The sequence below is a fragment of the Streptomyces sp. NPDC111628 genome (assembly GCF_055635195.1).
Map to the genome: position 1 here is coordinate 353,992 of NZ_JBVKBZ010000006.1, position 18,257 is coordinate 372,248.

8 protein-coding genes and 3 pseudogenes are annotated in these 18,257 nt (G+C 67.5%); 2 read left to right on the forward strand and 9 right to left on the reverse strand.

All coding sequences use genetic code 11. From position 1 onward, the window contains the following. The first annotated feature begins 2 nt into the window (after positions 1-2). Complete coding sequence (gene msrB, locus ACZ7MF_RS31020; protein ID WP_356857064.1) at positions 3-410, forward strand: peptide-methionine (R)-S-oxide reductase MsrB; 408 nt, start codon at positions 3-5, stop codon at positions 408-410. Between the two features lie 57 nt (positions 411-467). On the opposite strand, the gene ACZ7MF_RS31025 is transcribed toward msrB, so the two are convergent. Together ACZ7MF_RS31025 and ACZ7MF_RS31030 are read right to left on the reverse strand one after the other, a co-directional pair. Then, positions 468-1,718 (reverse strand): NADH:flavin oxidoreductase/NADH oxidase family protein, encoded by a 1,251-nt coding sequence (locus ACZ7MF_RS31025; RefSeq protein ID WP_471481580.1) that lies wholly within the window; start codon positions 1,716-1,718, stop codon positions 468-470. Further along, positions 1,715-2,746 carry an NAD(P)-dependent alcohol dehydrogenase gene (locus ACZ7MF_RS31030; protein ID WP_471481581.1) on the reverse strand — a complete coding sequence of 344 codons (1,032 nt, stop codon included), beginning with the start codon at positions 2,744-2,746 and terminating at the stop codon, positions 1,715-1,717. The genes ACZ7MF_RS31025 and ACZ7MF_RS31030 overlap by 4 nt, the downstream gene beginning before the upstream one ends. Positions 2,747-2,810: 64 nt before the next feature. On the opposite strand from ACZ7MF_RS31030, the gene ACZ7MF_RS31035 reads away from it, so the two are divergent. Further along, complete coding sequence (locus ACZ7MF_RS31035) at positions 2,811-3,389, forward strand: TetR/AcrR family transcriptional regulator (protein ID WP_471481582.1); 579 nt, start codon at positions 2,811-2,813, stop codon at positions 3,387-3,389. A 20-nt stretch (positions 3,390-3,409) separates the two neighbouring features. Here the strand turns inward: ACZ7MF_RS31035 and ACZ7MF_RS31040 are convergent. The 7 genes and pseudogenes from ACZ7MF_RS31040 to ACZ7MF_RS31070 form a co-directional block, all read right to left on the reverse strand. Further along, positions 3,410-4,023: pseudogene (locus ACZ7MF_RS31040) on the reverse strand (aldehyde dehydrogenase family protein); the annotation flags it as partial. Positions 4,024-4,277: 254 nt separating this feature from the next. Next, positions 4,278-5,379 (reverse strand): annotated as a pseudogene (locus ACZ7MF_RS31045) (ISAzo13 family transposase); the annotation flags it as partial. 91 nt (positions 5,380-5,470) lie between these two features. Next, positions 5,471-5,929 carry an SMI1/KNR4 family protein gene (locus tag ACZ7MF_RS31050; protein WP_471481583.1) on the reverse strand — a complete coding sequence of 153 codons (459 nt, stop codon included), beginning with the start codon at positions 5,927-5,929 and terminating at the stop codon, positions 5,471-5,473. A 129-nt stretch (positions 5,930-6,058) separates the two neighbouring features. Further along, positions 6,059-6,916 (reverse strand): annotated as a pseudogene (locus ACZ7MF_RS31055) (IS5 family transposase). A gap of 57 nt (positions 6,917-6,973) precedes the next feature. Next, positions 6,974-7,321, reverse strand: coding sequence for a hypothetical protein (locus ACZ7MF_RS31060; protein WP_471481584.1), 348 nt, complete (start codon positions 7,319-7,321; stop codon positions 6,974-6,976). A 7-nt stretch (positions 7,322-7,328) separates the two neighbouring features. Continuing rightward, positions 7,329-13,883 carry an RHS repeat-associated core domain-containing protein gene (locus ACZ7MF_RS31065; protein ID WP_471481585.1) on the reverse strand — a complete coding sequence of 2,185 codons (6,555 nt, stop codon included), beginning with the start codon at positions 13,881-13,883 and terminating at the stop codon, positions 7,329-7,331. A gap of 132 nt (positions 13,884-14,015) precedes the next feature. After that, entirely contained in the window at positions 14,016-17,654 is a 3,639-nt protein-coding gene (locus tag ACZ7MF_RS31070; protein WP_471481586.1) for a LamG-like jellyroll fold domain-containing protein, read from the reverse strand. Positions 17,655-18,257: the final 603 nt, after the last annotated feature.

The window sequence follows — 18,257 nt, forward strand, 5'->3', positions numbered from 1 at the left end:
TCATGTCGTACGACGTCGAGAAGCCGGACGAGCAGTGGCGGGCCGAGCTGGCCCCGGCCGAGTACGCCGTGCTGCGCGAGGCCGGCACGGAGCCGGCCTTCACGGGTGAGTACACCGACACCAAGACCGAGGGCGTCTACTCCTGCCGCGCCTGCGGTGCGGAGCTGTTCACCTCCACGACCAAGTTCGAGTCGCACTGCGGCTGGCCGTCCTTCTACGACCCGAGGGACACCGACGCGGTCGAGCTGATCGAGGACCGCTCCCACGGGATGGTCCGCACCGAGGTGCGCTGCGCCCGCTGCGGATCCCACCTCGGCCACGTCTTCAAGGGCGAGGGCTACCCGACCCCGACCGACCAGCGGTACTGCATCAACAGCATCTCGCTGCGGCTGACACCCGCGGGCGGCTGATCCCTCCTGGCTCCTCAAGCGGTGCCGCGCGCTCCGGGGCGTCGACGGAGTTCTGTGTCAGGCCGTTCTTTCCTGACGGTAGCGGCGAATCGCACGGGATCGCCGGTATTGATCGACGACGAGGGCGGCGACCGGGGCGAGTGGTCGTCTCGAACGGCCGCGGCTGAGGTCATGCAGTCGCGAGGTGATGCTTGCCTGTACGGCCGCCGCGCGCAGGGACTTGGAGCGGAACGCCGAGCGGGGGGCCGCGACCTCGCCGTCCTCGCCCGCGAGCCAGCCGAGCGGGGCGTCGGGCCGTTGCGCGAGTGCGGTTGCGACGCCGACGAGCGAGAACCCGCGTGCCATCACGTCTTCCGCGACCTTTGCCCGGCGGATGCCACCGGTGAGCATGAGAGGAACCGTGGCGGCCTCGACGAGCTCTCCGGCGAGTTCGAGGAAGTAGGCCTCGCGCTCCAGGGTGCGGTCGTCCGCCGTATGACCGGCCGTGGCGAGGGACTCGACGCTCCCTCCTGACAGCTCGACGAAGTCGACGCTGTCGCTGAGCCACTCGATGACGTGGTGTGCGTCATCGAGGTCGAAGCCGCCACGCTGGAAGTCTGCGGAGTTGAGCTTGACGGCGATGCCGAAACCCGGTGACACGCGCTCACGGACGGCTGTTACGACGTCGAGGAGCAGCCTGGCACGGTTGCGGAGGGAGCCTCCCCACCGGTCGGTCCGCTTGTTGACCAGTGGAGAGAGGAACTGGGCCAGCAGATACCCGTGTGCGGCGTGGATCTCGACACCGGCGAACCCCGCCTGCTCCGCGAGCTCCGCCGTGACCGCGAACCGTGCCACGGTGTCCTGGATCTCGCTCGCCGTCATCGGCGTCGGCATCAAAAAGAGCTTCGAGAGCGAGCCGATGTTCACGGGGACCGCGGAGGGCGCCAGCGCTCGCGAGCCGGTGTCCCGCTGGACGACTCGTCCCGGGTGGTTGATCTGCATCCAGAACGAGCTCGTTTCCGCGGCCGCCGCCCACCTCCGGAACGGCGCGAGGTCGCTGGCGGCGTCCAGGATGATGTCGGCCGGCTGCGCGACGGCCGAACGGTCGACCATGACGTGGCCCGTCAGCATCATGCCCACACCGCCCCTGTCCCAGCTGCGGTAGAGCGTCACGAGCCGGTCGTCGGGATGGCCGCCCCCGCCTGCGAGCTGCTCCTCCATCGCGGCCTTCACCAGGCGATTGGGAAGAGCGGTGCCGCGGGGCAGTCGGAGGGGGGAAGCGAACGCCGGAGCAGTGGCTCGCTCGTGGTTCCGGAACTCGGACGTCATCGCTCAAGCACCAGCTTTCCGGTGGTCCGTCCCGCGCGGCTCTCGTCGATGGCCGTCTTCACGCCCTCCAGCGTCAGCGGGAAGGAACGGGCGAGGTGAGCGCGGACCTGGCCGCCCTCGACCAGCTCGTCCACACGCCGCAGAAGGACCCCGGAAGCCTTGAGGAAGACGGGGATGTACTTGGTTCCTCGGGCCCCCGCGCCGCGCAGCCTCCGAGCGGTGATCGTCGAGAGGAGCCGGGCTGCGGAGGCGGGTGTGACGACACCGTCCTCGTCGCGTGCGATCGTCACGAATCGTCCTCCCGGGCGCAGGACATGCTGCGCCCGGTCCCACTGCGCGCGACCGCCGACGCAGTCGATCACCACGTCGAACGAGCCCGCACCGAAGCTCGACGACAGGTCCGTCTCCTTCCGGTCGATCACCTCGTCCGCCCCCATGGAACGGACGAACTCCCGGTTTCGCGCACCGGCCACGCCCACCACGAAAGCTCCGGCCGCACGTGCCATCTGGACGGCGAAGTGACCGACTCCTCCCGACGCCCCGATCACTGCGACACGGGTTCCAGCCTCGACCCGACCACGGTCCAGACAGGTCAACGCGGTCTGCGCGGCCAGGGGGATCGCGGCGGACTCGGCGAAGTTCAGCCCGGCCGGTACGGGGGCGAGCAGTCCTTCGCGCACGTTGACGTACTCCGAGGCGCCGCCTCCGTCGATCTCGTTGTCGGCGTGCACCCGGTCGCCCACACGGAACGAGGCGACCCCCTGTCCGACCGCGGTGACGACGCCGGCGAGGTCGAACAGCGGCGTGAAGGGGAAGCGGCGGCGGGTGATGAGGCGTCGATTCCCCTCGATCATCTGCCAGTCGATGGGATTGATCGCTGTCGCCTCGACGTGAACCTGCACCTCCTGATCTCCAGGGGCGCGGACGGGGAAGTCCTCCGACAACCCGAGCACGTCGCGAGCCGCGCCGTAGCGGCTCTGCACGATCGCCCGCTGAGTACGCGGCACTGCATGGGAAAATGAACTCATGGGGAAGTACTGTACTCGATGTTCAGTAGTAGATTGCTGGGTCGAGATGGGTTATTCTTGAGAAATGGCAAAGGTGTCCAGTGATCCCGTGGATCCACGCGTGGCGCGGACGCGGCGCGACGTGATCAGAGCGAGCGCCTCATCGCTGCTGGAAGAGGGCTGGGGGGCGATGACCCACGCCGAGGTCGCTCGGAGAGCGGGGTACTCGAAGGCGACCATCTACGCGCACTGGCCCACCACTGTCGATCTCATGCGGGATGCGATTGCCCAGATCTGCGAGGACGCCACCCATCCGCCGGCCGGCGGGAACCTCCGCGAAGACCTCCACGCCTCCCTGAGCGCACTGGCGCTGACCCTGTCGGAAGGCCGGTACGACCGACTGATGGCCGGCGTCATCGAGCGCGCGGCCCAGGACGAAAGTGCGCGAGACCTCCGCAATCGCCTGTACGAGACCGCCACGACCGGAGTCCGCGGCGTCCTCGTCGCGAACCTCCAGCCCGACGACGTCGAGCCCTGCCTCGCCATGCTCGTTGGCGCGATCCTCGTCCGGGCGACCTACGAAGGCGAAGCGGTGACCCCAGCGTTTGTCGCGGACGTCATCGATCGCGCTCTCGGCCCCGTCGAGCAAACGGCCGATCGCTGAACCGCCCGGGTCCGCGCGGGCCGGCCGACCGCGGTGGAGCCGGTGAAGGAGACCTTGCGCAGCCGCGGATCCTTCATCAGTGCCTCGGACACCGCAGCAGCGTCGGTGGTGGGAAGCAGGTTCAGGACGCCGGCGGGCAGGCCGGCCTCGATCAGGACTGTGGCCAGCGGATGCTGGTGAGCGGGGTCTGCGGGGCGGGCTTGAGGACCATCGTGCAGCCGGCGGCCACGGCGGGGGCGATCTTACGGGCCGGCATCGCCGGCGGCGCGTTCCAGGGCGTGATCAGCAGGCACGGTCCGACGGGTTGCCGCATGACCAGAACCCTTGCCGTTGCGTCCTCGCTGACCTTCCACGTCCCGTCGACGCGGACGGCCTCCTCGGCGAACCAGCGCAAGTATCCGGCCGCGTAATCGACTTCCGCACGGGCCTCGGCGAGAGACTTGCCCATCTCCAGAGTGATGAGCCGTGCGAAGTCCTCACGGCGCTCCAGCAGCAGGTCGTGGGCGCGGCGCAGAATGCGGCTGCGCTGTCCCGGCGATGTCGCGGCCCACTGCGACTGCGCCCCGGCAGCCGCGCCGAGGGCGGACGAACGGGCCTGGGTCTCTCCGTCGGGTACGTCGGGGAACTGCGGCATCGCGAGTTTTCGCAGGTGGAGCACGGTGGCCAGGACCCGGTCGGCCGGGGTGAGCCTGGGTTTGGCTCCTGTGCCAGGGGCCACCAGGCGTTCGTGGCCCCTGCGGGTGCGGAGCACTTGCTCGCGTTGAGCCTCCATTGCTGGAGTCGGCACGTCGATGAGTTCGTTGAGCTGCCGACGGGGCATCTCGGTCAGTTCCGGGTCCTGGAGCGAACACCACGTGAGGTGGGTCGGCCTGTCTGTCATGGCCTCGTCCTGTGTGCTGGTGTCGCCGCGTCCGTCGGAGGCTGGAGGTGGAGGATGTAGTTCCAGTCGCCGTGGAAACGGTGGCGGGTGATGGGCAGGGCCGCGATCTCGTCGTCGCTGACGCGGATGCCGGTGGGGTACTCACCGTGGTCGAGTTCGGCATGGACGGTGAGGCCGTTGCGGCTGGTGGTCGCGGCGATGGTCTGGAGCATGACTTCGTGGCTGGTCAGGGGTCTGCCTCGCCAGTTCATGGTGATGTGAGCCCCCGCCGTCGGCAGTGATCAGCAGCCGGCGGGCGCCAGGGTAGTCGTGCCGGCCGACCGCCTGCCACCAGCGGCGGATCGAGGCAACGGCGAACGCCGCGGTGTCGTGATCGGTGCCGATGCTGACCCAGCCGGTGTTCGCCGCCGTGTCGTAGATTCCGTACGGAATCGCCTTCTCGGCCTGGCCAGGGAAGTCGTGCGTCTTGACCCTCACGGGCTGTCCTGCAGGCTGCCATTCGTGCCCGGCGTTCCTGTAGTCGCCGATCAGTTCCTTCTTCTTGCTGGCCACGCTGATCACCGGGCCACCTGCGTCCCTGTGGTCTCGTGCCTGCTCGTTGAGGTAGTGGAACTGAGTGTCTCGGTCGGGGTGCTGAGCACCTTCGACGGTCTTGGCGTTGGCCTGCAAGCTGAAGCCTTCCTCCCGCAGCAGGCCGGCGACCGTGTCGGCGGAGACCCGTTGGCCCTGCCGGGGCAGCGCCGCTACCAGCTCCCGGGTTGACTTCGTCGTCCACCGTAGCGGCGACATCGGATCGCCGCGCTCGTCGGGCTTGACCAGCGCCAGCAGTGCCGGCCGCAGCCCCGGGTCCAGTTCGGCCGCCTTCTTCCGGCCTCCACCAGGATGGCGGATCCGCCCCAACGGGGCCTGGCCAGACTCCAGTTCAGCGACTCCGCACGAGACCGTGCCCTCCCTGACCCTGGCCGCGGCGGCGCCGAGCCGGATCCCGCCATGCCCCAGCGACCGAGGCTCCGCCCCTATGGCCAGCCGGCGCTGACGCTCGTCCAGGTGCGGCAACAGCGCCTGAGACTTCGCGGCCAGGACGGCCTCGATCCCCTCCGGTCTCCCCATACCAGAACAACGAGCCCTGCAGCCGGAAGCCACGACTTGATTCCCGGCAAGCCCTTACAGCGGCTAACAAAATGAGCGTTGAGGCCTGCGCTTACAGGTATCCAGGATCACCGTCGGCGTTGAACTTTGTCAGGGAGCGCTCCAGTAGCTCCAGAAACTGTCGGAGGTCATCGGCCACCTTGTCGAACTCTGGTTCGTCCAGCGACGCCGTCCGCGTCCGGTGGACGGCCCCATCGGGCCCCGCGACGTAGATCAGGCCGCCGCCATTCGAGCCCATGACCAGGCCACGAGCCTTTTGGTCCGTGCCGACGTCGACAATGCCGTGCTCCTGGAGCCGCAGCAGGAGGTCACCGGCCGGATCGAGGAAGAGGCCGTTGCCGACGTCCTCCCAGGTGACATCGCCGATGCTTTCGTAGAAGGTGGCCAGGTCAGCTGGTATAGGGGTGATTTGGGCGAGCGTGCGAGCCGCGGCTTGATCGTCGTGGTCGGCCGGCCGGACCTGGTTGGTCCCAGGGGGGAAGCCGTGCCGATGTTCGAACTCGCCTGTCATGGCCGTGAGAGTCCCGGAAACTCTGTCTGTCCACGAGGCCAGCCAGGCAGGCGAAAGCGATCGGTCACTCATGAGGCCGGATCATGGCATGAGCCACGGACATCCATGGAGTGCCTAGCGGTTCCAGTGTCAGCGCAATGTCCCGAGCTGCCGGTGGGTGATGAGGCAGCAGGCGAGTTTGAGTAACGCTTCGTGGATGTCGGCTCGCCGTTCCCAGTTCCCAGCGGATTCGCAGGCGACGGAAGCCGTGCAGCCAGGCAAAGCTCCTCTCCACGACCCAGCGGTAGGTGCCCAGTCCGGTGCCGTGCAGGGTGCCGCGGCGGGCGATCGCGGGCACGATGCCGCGGGCGCGGACCTGGTCCCGGTAGATGTCGTGGTCGTACCCGCGGTCGGCGAACAGCGAGTCCGGCTTCCGGCGAGGATGACCGACCCGGCCGCGGACCGGCGGGATTGCGTCGAGCAGGGGCAGGAGCTGGGTGACGTCGTTGCGGTTGCCGCCGGTCAGCAGCACCGCGAGAGGGGTGCCGTGTCCGTCGGTGATCAAGTGATGCTTGGAGCCGGCTCGTCCCCGGTCGACCGGCGATGGGCCCGTGTGCTGCCCCCTTTTAGCGCCCTGACGTGCGAGGAGGCGACCACACAGCGGGACCAGTCCACACGTGCGGCCGCGTTCAGTTCGGCCAGCAGGATCTCGTGTAACCGCTGCCAGACGCCGGCCTCGTTCCAGTCCCGCAGCCTGCGCCAGCACGTCATGCCCGACCCGAAGCCGAAGTCCTTGGGCAGATACTCCCACTGGATCCCGGTGTGCAGCACGTACAAGATCCCGCACAGCACCGCCCGGTCCGGCAACGGTTTGCGACCCGGATACCGGAACCTGCGCTCACGCTGCGGCAGCAGCGGCTCCACACGGTCCCACAGCTCATCCGACACGATCCACGGCGACGTCCCCACACCGAACCGAACGCTCAACTCCCGTGCCGGACACGGCAACCAGGACTGATCCACCTCATTGTGTTATCCGCTGTTAGCGAGTAGTCCGCCCCAGGCTCACCAAACGGCGCCGCCCTTTCGGGGCAATAGGTGCTCGTAGTCACATGCTGCGACTGCGCGAATTCCTGCTCTCCAGAGTACTTCGAGTATTTTCGATACCACATTAACGACTTCTTCGAGTGTGGCCGAATTGGTTGGCTGACAGTCCATCATGCAGGGCCAGCCGATAAAGTCATCTTCCGATTTTACCGTTCCTTCAAAATCGTTGCGCTCCCACTTAACCACCAGTGAGGAGAAGTGGACTGAATCACTTTCGAGGGAAGCCTCGGGGATATCGCGAAGCAGCCGGTGGCTTACAATTTCCCAGTTTGAAGTGGCGACGTAGATCGCGCATTCGAGCTCCACTTTCACCTCATTTGACTCGGACGAACGGACCCTCATCAAATGGGCCTCCTATTTTAATAACCGAAACGTCAACGTGGTCGATATCGTCTCCTATCGTCTTAGTGATCTGTTCTCTTATGCCACTTAGCTTCGGCCTTGCGTCGCCGGCGGTTATTTTACCAGTGGCAATAGAATGATGCCGCGTTCGCGCCTTGCTGGAGCCGGGATTAACAGAGGGCCAGCGCTTGGTGACCAGTGCGTCGAACGTTTCTGGTGACACGCGGACCGCTATGTCCACGTCGGACCGGCCGCCCGTATTACCCGATGCGCGACTTCCTTGGATTGAAACTTCAGCTGGAAATCCTAGATTTTTATCAAATGCCTTCCTGATGGATGCGAGCTGCGACAAGTTGAGCCCCTCGGGGACGCCGGTAACGCGTACCCAACTGCCACGTGGGCGAAGCGCGAAGAATCCGACGGAACCTCCCGTCATACCAGTCTGTATGCCCAGATTAAGCAATTCTTGACGCAATTTGCACGTTGTATCACTGGATTGACAGTTGAGATCAGCCATCTGTGGAGGAGAGCCTGCCGTAGAGCCTGTTCCGCAACTACTGGCTACTGCCCAAACACAGACGCCGTTCACTTCATAGCGATTACGCGCGGGCGTCTTGACATCTTCCGGCCCTTCGACGATGAAGTTGTAGGAATATACTTCCTCTGTTTCATTGTAGCCGCCACAAGAGGCACCGTTGCACGGATGGGGAGGGGCTGGTTTCGAATAGTCGACAGCTTCGTTGGGACTTCCATTTCCTCGCGACCCATCGGGGCGCTTCGGGCATGCCTCAGCCGATCCTCCGGCTCCGCCACAGGCAAGCCCCATGCCAGTGGGATCAGAGAAAAGAAGTGGATTTTGTGACCCATAGCTATAGCCGTTCAGTGTTTGAGCGCTGATTGACTCGAGTAGTGGGTCGACGCTGATGAATTGTCCGATTCTGGGGTCGTATTCGCGGGCGCCAATGTGGGTCAGACCGGTGGTGGTGTCGCGGGTTTTGCCGAGGAAGCCCTTGTCGTCGGGCCAGGGGCCGTAGAGGGGTGTGCCGCGGTCTTCGCCGAAGGGGGTGGTGTAGCGCTTGGTGAAGGCCTGGGCGCTGTCGCGGTCGATGGCCAGGCTGGAGGTGCCGTGGTGGTCGCTGACGAAGTAGGTGTTCTCGATGGTGCCGGTCTGGTTGGAGCGCATCGCGGCGGTGATGCCGCCGGCGGTGTAGTAGCGCTGGGCCCAGGTGGTGCCGTCGGCGCGGAGGTGGAGTTCGGTGGCGCCGGCGTAGAGGACGCGTTCGCCGTTCTCGGTGGTGCGGATGAGGAGGGTGCCGTCGGCACCGTAGAGGTAGTCGGTGGACTGGTCGTCCTGGATGAGGCGAGCGAGCTTGCCTTCTTCGGACCAGGTGAGGTTCTGGGTGGCGTTGGTCTTGGTACCGGGGCGTTGGGTCGTGTTGCCGGTGGTGTCGTAGGTGTAGGTGCGCTCAGGGTTGGCGCAGTCGGTGCCGGTGGTGGTGCCGGTGAGGGTGTGCGGCTGGTCGGTGTTGGTGTAGCAGTAGGTGGTTTTGGTGGTGGCGGTGCTGGTGTGTTCGGTTTCGGTGGTGCGCTGGCCTGCGCTGTTGTAGGTGTAGCCGGTCCAGTACGGTGCCGGGCCCGCCAGTGCGGTGGTGCTGGGGGTGTCGGTGCAGTTCTCGGAGGCGGGGGTCCAGGCTTCGGTGAGGCGCTGGTGGGCGTCGTGGGTGAAGCACTGGGTGTCGGGCGTGCTGGTGCCGCCGAGGGTGGTGTTGTCCCGGAGCTGGGTGATGTTGCCGGCCTGGTCGTAGGTGTAGGTGAGGTCCTGTGGCCGGTAGGAGTGTGTCTGGTCCTGGGTGTAGCTCTGGGTCAGACGACCGGTGCCCGCCTCATAGGTGTTGGCGATGTAGACGTGGCTGTCGCCGTTGCCCAGGATCAGTGTCTGCGGCTGGGTCAGGGCCGAGTAGTCGACGTCGGTGAGGTAGCTGCCGATCGCCGTCAGGTTGCCCAGGCGGTCGTGCTTGTAGTCGGTGTTTTCGTCGGGGAGGCCGCCGAGTTCGGGTTCCTTGGTCCGCTGGAGCTGGCCGGGGATGTTGTAGTCCGCCTCGAACTTCAGCGTGGCGGGCTGTCCGGCCTGGACGAAGGGATCGCTGTCCGGCAGGCGCAGCTCCGTGTTGATGGCGCGGCCCATGGTGTCGTAGGCCGTGATCGCCTGGGTGTAGGCGGCGCCGGTCTTGCCACCGACGTAGCGGGTGGACGAGGTCGGGCTGCCTTTGAGGAGGGTGTCGTAGGTGTAGCCGGTGAGCTGGTTGGCGTCGGTCTTCGAGCCGGCCCAGGTTCCGGTGGGGCGGCCGAGTTCGTCGTAGGCGCTCAGGACGGACTTGCCGCGGGAGTCGGTGGCCTTGATGGCCTGGTCGAGGGCGTTGTACTGAGTGGTGGCCTTGCCCTTGTCGGGGTCATCGGTGCTGGTCTGGCGGCCGAACAGGTCGTAGCCGTAGGACCAGGTGGCCTTGTCCGGGCCCGTGATGGTCTTCTGCCGGCCGTCCAGGGCGTAAGTGAACGTGGTGGACGTGTAGCCAGCGCCCGGGCCGGTGCCGAAGTCGGCGTCGGCGGGGCCTTCGCCGGCGTAGGTGCGGGTTTCGGTGGTGCGGCCGCGGATGTCGGTGATGGTGCGCTGGGCGGAGCCGCCGTCGAGGGCGGTGGTGGCGGTGGAGTCGCCCGTGTAGCTGGTGGTGGTGGCCCACTTCTTCACACCGTTGACGTACAGGGTGCTCGTGGTGGCCCGGCCGGCGCCGTCGAAGACGGTCTCGGTCTGCTGGGGTGCGCGGCCGTACTCGGCGCGCGTGTAGGTGCTGTCGGGTGTGCTGGTGGTGTCGAAGATGTCCGCGTACGTCTCGTAGGCCAGGCCGCGGGTGTCGTAGCGGGTGTCGGTCAGCAGCCGCCCGCCCTCGGGGGTCGGACTCTGGGTCTGCAGGGGCCGCAGGAGCGAGTCGTAGAGCGAGTAGCTCGTGTTGTAGGTGTCGAGGGCGTTGGTCAGTGTTGATGTTGACACCCAGGACGGCTTGCTGTTGTCGAGGTGGTAGGTGAACTTGGCACTCGGGCTCTGACTGCCGCTGGACCGGTTGGGCAGCCATACGTCGGTGACGCGGCCGAGTGCGTCGTACTTCTGCTCGGTCTTCTTCAAGTTGATGTCGTAGCTGCGCAATGCCTGGCCGCGACGCGGGTCGAGGTAGGCCACCGAGCGGTAGCCCTTGGGGTCGGTCGACAGGGTTCTGGTCAGGGGCCCGGCATCGGCGGGTGTGTAGGCGGTGGAAGTGACCTGGCCCGCGGTGTTGGTGACGGCGAGTGGCCGTCCGAGGGTGTCGTAGGTGGTGGTGGCGGTGGTCTGCCAGCCGGACGGCAGGCGCTGGCCGTCGCTTGCGGCGGTGGTCGTGTAGCCGGTGGCGCGGCCGGTCCAGGTGACCTGCCCCCTGGTCGGCTTCTGGTCGGCCAGCCACGTTGTGGCGTCGGCCTTGTCGTAGACGGACGCCGTGTCGACGAGGACGTCGCCGGATGCGGTGCTGGTGGCGGGCAGGTCCAGGCTGGCGTCAGTGACCGAGCAGGACCTGGCGACGGTGCGGGTGCGGGAGACCAGGCTGGTGATGCCTACGTCGGGGTTGCGGGCGTACCAGGTGCGGGTACAGGTTTCGTCACCGCCCAGGCCGGCCTGGCCCCAGTCGTCAGCGGCGTACACCATCCCGAGGTCGTCGTACTTCTGGCCGGTGGTGTGGGTGCGCCAGGTCTTGGAGCCGGTGAGGTAGGTGCTGGTGTAGGTCGAGGAGTTGCGTACCCACAGGGCCGTGTGGTCTGCGGCGTCCGGGACCGTCTGGGTGGCGGTGTTCTTGAACGAGTAGTTCTTGAAGACGCTGCTGATGGGCTGGCTGCCGTTGTAGGTGACCTGCTGGCGCAGCACACCCGCGTAGCGGTCACTGTCCGTCGCGGCCGAGAAATCGACGTCCGTGTCGAGCAGCGGGGGCACGGTGACGGACTTGGACGTGCCGTCCTTCTTCTTGTCGCCGTGCATGCCCTGCATGTAGAGCGAGACGGTCTTCGAACGGGTGGTTCCGGCCGCGCCGGTGTAGGCGGTGACCTGGCGGTAGCCGCGCCAGTCCGACCAGGTCCGCTCGTCCGCCGGGACGAACGGGTCGTCGTTGTAGTGCCAGGCAGCGCCGCTGTAGGAGTACGCGTACTCCACCGCTGGGTTGGCAGCCGCGGCGTCATGCTTGCCGACGGCGGCGACGCGGTACTTGTGGAACCAGTCGATCGACGCGTCTTCGGACCCGTTGATGTGCCAGAACTGCGGGTAGCAGGACCGGGTGTTGGTGTCCGGCGCCGCGTTCAGGACCTCGCTGCGCACGCACTCCGGTGACGTCAGGGTCACTTCGGTGATCGCGCCCGTCTCGGAGGTGATGGTGGAGATGCGCGGGCGGGTCAGCGGCAGGATGTCGTCGGTGGCGTCGACCCGGTTGGGCCGCATCTGGTAGGTGAAGACGATCGGGTCGACCTTGATGGACGCGTCGCCGGCCTTCGCGGTCCGCCGCAGCTCTGTCAAGGTGAGGACCTGGTCGGAGCTGTCGCCGATGTCACCGCCGTCCAGGTACTTCTCGGTCAGAGCCCAGGAGTCCACCGGGTCGTAGGCGCTGCTGGTGGCGTTGTAGGAGGAGGTGTCGATGCTGGTCAGGCGCTTGCGGGTGAAGAAGGACGGGCCTGCCGCGTCGCACTCGTCGTCGTCCTTGGAGCAGATCGCGTCGAACGGCACGTCCGGCCAGTTCTCCGCGGTGTCCTTGGTCAGGCTGTCGCAGTCGGAGACGGTGCAGCGTTCTGCGTAGGAGAAGGTGACCTTGGCGTCGGCCTTGTCGGTGAACAGGGCGTCCTTGCGCAGCCCGTATTCGATGCGGTCGAGATGGCCGCCGCGGGTGTAGGAGGTGTCGGCCTTGGTCGCCTTGTTCTTCTTGTAGTAGTTCGACTCCTTGGCGTACCAGTACGTGGACGCGTTGCCGCGGGTGTCCTCGACGTAGTCGAGGTTCCAGCGCCAGGCCTGGGTCAGTGACCGGTCGGCGAAGGCGTCGCCGCCGTTGTAGCCGGGTTCGCCGGAGTCGTCGCCGAAGACCGGCACCGTCCAGGTCGAGTTCGTGCGCTGGCTGTCGGCGCCGTCGAGCTTGTTCTTGCCGAAGACGTACTTGGTGCCGTCGCCGGTGATGACGGTCCAGTACTCCCCGTTGTCGTCGCCGTTGTCGGCGCCGGTGGAGCGGGTCACCGTGGAGGCGTCGTCATCTTGCAGGTGCCACTTTCCGGTGCCGTCGTCCTTGACCAGGCGGGTCGACTTGCCGTTCAGGACCAGGCTCGCGTTGTCGTACTTCCAGCACTGGTCGTAGACGTCGTCGTGGCCGTCGTCGTCACAGGAGCCGTAGGTGCGGGTGATGTAGGACTCGGTGAGGGTGAAGCCCTCTCCGACCGACGTGGTCTGGTTGTTGGTCGTGGCGGTGCGGCCGTCGACGCTGCCGGAGTCGTAGGACAGGGACAGCGGCGGCACCGGCCCTGCCGCGGCGGGCGGCATGGTGAAGTCGTGGGACCAGGTGAAGGAGCCGGAACTGCCGCCCGCCTGCCAGGACGAGGACTCCGCCAGCTTCGTCGCCGAGTAGTCACCCGCACCCTTGGGGGACTGGCCCGAACCGGCGGAGGCGGCGGTGACCGCTAGCACAGTCGCGCCTGCCCTGGAGCTGTCCGCCTGCCTCAGGAGCTGGGTGGCCGGCCCGTCCGCCGCTGCCTCGGCGAGCAGCGTCTTCGCTGAGACGGTCCGGTTCTTGAGGTTGTTGTCCGACGGCAGAGGAGTCTGCTTGCGGCACTCCGCCTTGTCCGGGGTCGTCAGCGCGCAAGCCGGCAGCCGCACGATCCGCAGCCGCTGGGACCAGCCGCCGCCGATCGCCGAGGCAAAACCGGAGTAGTCGACGCTCACGTTCGCCGCGCCCGGGCTCTGAGCCTCGGCCGTCAGGAGGACTCCGGTGACACCTGCCTTACGGGCTGCCGTCTGATCCAGCACAGTGATCTGTGCATGGCCGCCCGCGGCCGCAGGAGCCATCGAGGCACGTTGCGGGGTGGCCGGGGCAGCCGGCGCCAGCGTGACGGGGACGCCGGCCGGTGCGGCCGCGCGTTGTGCGCCGGACTCGAGTGTGAGGGATGCGGCCCCGTGGCCCGGCCATTCGGCCCTTCGTTCGCTGGTGGCTTGTTCGGCCTGTGCGGCGTTGGCCTTGCGCTCCTTGGCCACCTTCGCGCGCGCCTTGTCCGCACCGGGCCCGTCGAATGCCTTCACCTTGATCGACGGTGTCCCGGCCGTGTCGGGACGCCCCAGGCCGTCTGCCTCCACGGCCTGGGCCACCTGCGCCAGTCCGGTGGGCACGAGGAGCGCCAGGGCCAGCGACTGCGCGAGCAGCCGGCCTGTGCGGCGGGATGCTCTCTTCCCGCGCTTTCTTGAGGTGCCTATGCCAAAGACCATCGTTGTCCGCCCCACCCAGTTCCAGAAGTCCAAGGAGTCCCGCACGCCACTCGCAGCCCGCCGTCGGACCCGCCACGTCTTCGCCCTGGTGGGGGACAGCCGCTGTCGCGGCGGCCCCCACCGGATGCCTCGTCAGTCGCCCACGGTCTCGTCAACCTGCTCCGAGGAAGTCATCGCGCCCGCCCACACACGGGCCTCAGCGACACTGGCGGGCAGGAAGTGCTGCCAGGTGCCCTTGCTGAAGCCCTTGCCGAAGGCGAAGTCCCCCGAGCCGGCCTTCGCCGTGAAGGCCTGCGGGGCCCCGTCGAGACTGTGGCTCAGGAAGAGGCTGACCGTCCCGGCCTGGGCGTCGAAGATGCCAGTCAGGCGGACCATGCTGTCCATCGCCGCTGCCTCGCTGGAAGCGACCGCGGTGAACGTGCCGTCCGCGTTCAGCCGACCGAAGCGCCAGAAACCCTCAGGAACGGTCTTCTCCTCGAGAGTCTCCTCGTCGAACACGGTCGTGCTGCCGGTCCGCTCGTACCAGATGCCCCATGCCGAGCCGTCCGCGGTGCGCTGCCCGAGGACCTGGCCGGTGTAGCCGACCGGCTTGGCGAGGAGCTTGTCCGAGTTCAGGGCCACCAGCGTGGTGACTGTGAAGGAGCCGGTGTCGTCGATCACCGGTCCCGGGGTGGTCGCGGCGTCGTCCACGCCGTCGAAGACGAGCGCCTGGCCGTCCAGCGTTGCCCCGCCGGTCAGCGTGAGGGCTCTGCCGTAGCCGGACGTGGTGTCCGGGAGCGTGCTGCCACCGCTGCTCTGGTCGGCCGACCAGTCGGCGACCAGTTCCACCGCGGCGTGACTGGGCGAGTTACTCAGGGCCGCCTCGTCCGCGATCTCCTCCGGGCTCAGAGCTCGCTGCCAGACCGCGGTCTCGTCGATGCTGCCGGCGAAGTAGTCGGTGTACGTGTCGGACCACTGGGTGCGGCCGAACTGCAGAGGCCCGGTCGCCGCCCACGCCGTCGTGTACGGGGCACGGCCCTGGAGGACGCCGTTGACGTACAGGCGAATCTCCTGCGCCTGTGCGTCGTACACCCCGGTCAGGTGGGTCCAGGCACCCACGGCCGGCGGTACGGACGCCGACGCCTGCTGGTAGGTCCAGCTACCGCCGACCGGGGCGTCCTGACTGACCGCTCGCAATGCCCAGGCGTTGGCCCCATGTTCGTAGCCGAGGTAGAAGGGGCTGCGATGCGCGCCGTTCTGGGACAGGACGGTGAGGTTGCGCGTGGGGGCCTTCGACAGGCGTACCCATGTGGACAGCGTGTAGGAGGCCCGGGTCTCCAGGACCTGCCCTGCGGTGCTCGCGTAGCCCGTGCTGCCGTTCACGGACAGGCCCCGGTCCGTGACCGGTGTGTCCAGCGGACGGTCCGCGCTGTCGTGCGTGATCACGCCGCGGCGACCGCGGTCGTCCCGTACCGCCTGCCCGTAGAGGGCCGCGTCGTCACGGCCGTCCACGGTGGCGGAATCGACAGCTGCTCCCGATGCCTCGTCGAAGTGGTACCGGCCGACCGGGGCGTCACCCGAGTCCACGAGGAAGTCCGTCACAGACTGACCGCCCCAGCCGAGGGTGTCCTTGGCCCGCACGTACACGCGGTGCAGACCGGCTCGGCCGGGCGTGACCGTGGTCGTGACCGTCGCGCCCTTGAGCTCGGCCGACCACGCGGCATCGGAGGACAGCTTGTACTGATAGGCACTGTTGGCGTCCCCCGACGCCGGTTTGAACGTGAGCGACGCCGCCACCCCCGGCCCGCCCCCGGCCACACAGGCAACGCTGGTGCAGGCGCTGTACGGCGCGGAGATCGTGACCTGCGGCGGCTTCGGCGGCAGGGAGTCGACACGGAAGTAGCAGTATCCGTCGGAGGCGGCGCTGCTGAGGTGGCTGGACCCGTAGTAGGACCAGGTCCAGCCGTGATACCGGTACAGCTTGCCGTCCGCCAGCTTCGACCACGTCAGTGACACGGCGCGTCCGTCGCCGACGTAGCCGGCGGAGGGACTCAGCGAGCCGTTGCCCGGCGTGACGTCGGTCCAGGTCTTGTCGGCGTTCTGCACGTCGACGTCGAAGTAGACCCGCAACTGGGCGTCCTTCTCCCCACCCGACTTCGTTTGCGCAGTCGCCTTCAGCAGCGGTGTCGGGTCGGACATGATGGCCGGGTCGCTCGCATTGCGCTCACAGACCGGGGCCGTGCTCGTCCCGCCGCCCTGCAGACCGGTGCTCGTCGGCTTGTCCGGCAAACCGACGAAGTCCACCGCCAGCACGGCGTCGTTCTTGAACCGCTTCCACGCCGAGGTGTCGCCCTCGTCGTGCGCCCGCAGCTCCAGCGTCAGCCGGGAGAACTTGCCGGCCGCGAAGTTCTTCATGGTCGGGGTCAGGTTCTCGTTGGATTCCTCCGGGTTGTCGTGGAACTCGATCGGGGCGTCTGGCGAGTTGGGGTCACAGGCCGAGCCGCGGCCGGCGGACACATACCGGTCGCTCATCCAGTCCAGTTCCTTCGGCCGGGAGGACCAGGTGGTCGCCGAGGAGATGTTGTTCGTACGGACCAGATCCACCCAGCGCGGATCGCACTGGAATGCCCACGGCTCCGTCACCCGGAACGTCGCATCCAGGACCTGCTTGCCCTTCAGGCTGGCCGGCGAGAACTCGAAGTAGAGGCGCTGTACATAGCCCGGGCCGCAGTAGTAGCCGCTCCAGGACCGGCACTTGCCCACGCCCTTGCCACGGCCGTCGTCGCCGTTGCCCCACCCGTAGGACTCGTAGCCGTCACTGCGCAGCAGCGTGCGCTCCGACTCGTCCCACGTCACGGTCGGGTCGATGAACAGCGGGAACGCCGATTCCTCCGTCGTCGCCAGCATGTCCGGGTCGGGAGTGACCGACAGCGAACCGTCGCCGACCTCGACGTCCATCCGGGCCACGGTGTCACCCTGGCCCGGCTCCAGACCGGATCCGGACGGAGCCGCCTCCGACGGGTCCGCAGGCTCGCCGGCCGGAGTGTCGTCCGCGGTCATCAGCTGGGGCTGCGTACCGCCATCGGCGGTGTCCTGACCTGCCGAGTCCCACATCCTCGCCGGCGGCGCCTTGAACACGGTGGTGCCGTTGCCGTCGACCGCGGCCAGGTTGCCGGCCGCGCCCTCACGAACCGTGACGTTACTCGTCGTCAGGCCGAAGGTGAGCCGTTCCAGTTCATCGCTGGCTGCCGCCTCGGGGGTCTTCACCACGAAGATGGGCTGGAAGCTCTCCGGAGTCACGGTGACCTGAAGGTCGACGCCCGGCAGCACCTCCGCGTACACGGCACGGGAGCCGTCCAGACTGGGAGCGGGCAACTGGCCCGGCCAGTCAAGGGCCAGGGACCGGCCCTCGTCCTCGATCCGTGCGAGCGGGCCGGCCTCGCCGCCGCCGGAGAACGCCATGTCGACGGCGGCGCCCTTCGGGCCCACCGTCCCGTCCGGTCGCTTCTCCAGTGTCGCGTCCGGTGCCTTCCAGCCACCGTCCGAGGCGGCCACCCGCACCGGGATCGCCGACTCCTCCAGCGTGAACGTCGAGCCGTCCGGATTGGCGAACACCGTCGTCCGCTCCGTACGCTCCCCGGTCACCTCAACCCGCTGACCGGACTCCTGCGCTGCGGCGAGGGCCTTCTGCCCCTCCGACAACGGCACGTCAACCGCATCGTCACCGGCCGCCGACGCCATCGGGCCGGGCACGAGGGCCGCGATCACTGCAGCGCACACGACCGCGGTCATGCCCGCAACGGCCCTGCGACCACGTCTTCCGCCGGGTCTCCCCGCACGGTCCTCCGGTGTGGGCAGTCCATCTCGCCCACCACGCAACCGAGTCCACATCCCCGCCACACCCCGCCCACAAGATTCACAAAGTAGCCAGGAGTAACTAACGCCTCACCAGAACCCCAGGTCAACGGCAGGAAACGGACAACAACATTCCAAGTTCCGGAAGGCCATGTGGGGAAGCCGACGTTTAGGCAGGGTTGTACGCCACGAGATCACGCTTGCGTATCTGTACCGGCAAGTGCAGGTCAACAGATGGTTCGGCCGAAGCCGCCTTCATGGCGAACTGAAGAGGGCTGTGGTCTCGGCGCGCTGCGCCCGGGCCGATGGAACTCCGTCGCCGCCGACGCCAGGCAGTCGTTTACCGAGCCGCACCATGACACCTCTGATCATCGGCGGCAGTGGCCTTCTCGACTCGGAGCTGGTCCGACAGGTGACGAAGGCCGGCCGCGCTACCGCCCTGAAATGCCCCTCGACAGCCGCGCGACCCAGCGGAAGCTGTGCACCACGCTCCGGGGTGCACGGCAGTGCTGCACTGAGTCGGCGTGACTACGGCGTCCG

Bases quoted from the DNA above. Each gene is read 5' to 3' on its own strand.
- ACZ7MF_RS31025 (WP_471481580.1), bottom strand. From the start codon at position 1,718: ATGACGTCCGAGTTCCGGAACCACGAGCGAGCCACTGCTCCGGCGTTC.
- ACZ7MF_RS31035 (WP_471481582.1), top strand. From the start codon at position 2,811: ATGGCAAAGGTGTCCAGTGATCCCGTGGATCCACGCGTGGCGCGGACG.
- ACZ7MF_RS31030 (WP_471481581.1), bottom strand. From the start codon at position 2,746: ATGAGTTCATTTTCCCATGCAGTGCCGCGTACTCAGCGGGCGATCGTG.
- msrB (WP_356857064.1), top strand. From the start codon at position 3: ATGTCGTACGACGTCGAGAAGCCGGACGAGCAGTGGCGGGCCGAGCTG.
- ACZ7MF_RS31070 (WP_471481586.1), bottom strand. From the start codon at position 17,654: ATGACCGCGGTCGTGTGCGCTGCAGTGATCGCGGCCCTCGTGCCCGGC.
- ACZ7MF_RS31065 (WP_471481585.1), bottom strand. From the start codon at position 13,883: ATGGTCTTTGGCATAGGCACCTCAAGAAAGCGCGGGAAGAGAGCATCC.
- ACZ7MF_RS31050 (WP_471481583.1), bottom strand. From the start codon at position 5,929: ATGACAGGCGAGTTCGAACATCGGCACGGCTTCCCCCCTGGGACCAAC.